The organism is Pseudarthrobacter sp. RHLT1-30-1 (assembly GCF_059383415.1).
On the sequence record NZ_JBWZCG010000060.1, the window covers coordinates 1 to 1427 of the forward strand.

At 63.8% G+C, this 1427-nt stretch carries 1 protein-coding gene; it reads right to left on the bottom strand.

Going from position 1 to position 1427, the window contains the following annotated elements:
* Positions 1 to 57: 57 nt before the first annotated feature.
* Positions 58 to 1305 carry an IS256 family transposase gene (locus tag AC50YM_RS20470; RefSeq protein ID WP_494958765.1) on the bottom strand — a complete coding sequence of 416 codons (1248 nt, stop codon included), beginning with the start codon at positions 1303 to 1305 and terminating at the stop codon, positions 58 to 60.
* Between the last annotated feature and the right edge of the window lie 122 nt (positions 1306 to 1427).

The window sequence follows — 1427 nt, forward strand, 5'->3', positions numbered from 1 at the left end:
GGTTACGTCCCGCTGAGTGGTGGAGTTTTCTCGACACCGTGCAGGTCAGTTATTTGATTATGCTGCCGTGAGTTCGGGAAGCAAAATCGCCTCCTCGATCGGCGTGGCGGGTGCCGTGTTTATGGCCTTGAGTTCGGCCATGGAGGCCTCGGAGAGGTAGCGGCGGTCGCCAGCTTCCCATTCGTCATGTTGCTCGACGAGGACCGCGCCGGCAAGCCGGAGAAGGGCAGCCGGGTTGGGGAAGACCCCGACGACGTCAGTGCGTCTCTTGATCTCCTTGTTGACGCGTTCCATGGGATTCGTGGACCAGATCTGACGCCAGTGCCTGGCCGGGAACCCGGTGAAGGCGAGCACGTCGTCCCGGGCGTCGCCGAGCATCGCGGCGACCTTCGGATGGGATTTGAGAAGCATCCGGGTGACCTCGTCGAACTGGGTGTTCACGTGTCCGGCATCGGGCTGGGCGAAGGCGGTGCGGATGATCGAGGCGACCATGTCCTGGGAACCCTTCGGCACGGTCGAGAGCACATTGCGCATGAAATGCACGCGGCATCGCTGCCACGCCGCACCCTGGAACACCGTGCCGATGGCTTTCTTCAGGCCGCTGTGGGCGTCGGAGATCACCAGTTTCACGCCATCCAGTCCGCGGGCCTTCAAGGACCGCAGGAACGCGGTCCAGAATCCCTCGTTCTCGCTGTCGCCGACGTCGAACCCCAGGACTTCCCGCCGCCCGTCCGCGGCCACGCCGAAGGCAACCACAACGGCCTGGGACACGACGCGGTGCCCGACGCGGGCCTTGCAGTAGGTGGCGTCCAGGAAAACGTACGGGTAGTCCATGGCCGAGAGATCGCGGTCCCGGAACGCACCGACCTCGTGGTCCAGGTCCTCACAGATCCGGGAAACTTCGGACTTGGAAATCCCGGTTTCGGCCCCGAGCGCCTTGACCAGATCATCGACCTTCCGGGTGGAGACCCCGTGCAGATAGGCCTCCATCACCACAGCGTAGAGCGCCTGGTCCACGCGGCGGCGGCGTTCGAGCAGGGCCGGGAAAAACGACCCGTTCCGCAGCTTCGGGATCTTCAGGTTCAGGTCCCCGGCGGTCGTCGTCAACGTCCTGGGCCGGGACCCGTTGCGCTGGGTTGTCCGCGCCTCGGAGCGTTCGAACGGGGCGGCGCCGATGAACGCGGTCGCCTCGGCCTCGATGAGCTGCTGGTACAGGGTTTCGGTCGCGGCACGGATCCGATCGGAGACATCGGTGAGTTTCAGTTGGCCAAGGAGGTCAAGCAGGGCAGACTGGTCTAGAGCCATCGTGTGTTTGTGTCCTTTGTGAGTTCTTTGATCGGTTCTCACTGACCATCGCACGATGGCTCACTACGTCACCGGAGCAACGCGCAACTGCTGAGATCTACACCACTCCACGGGACGTAACC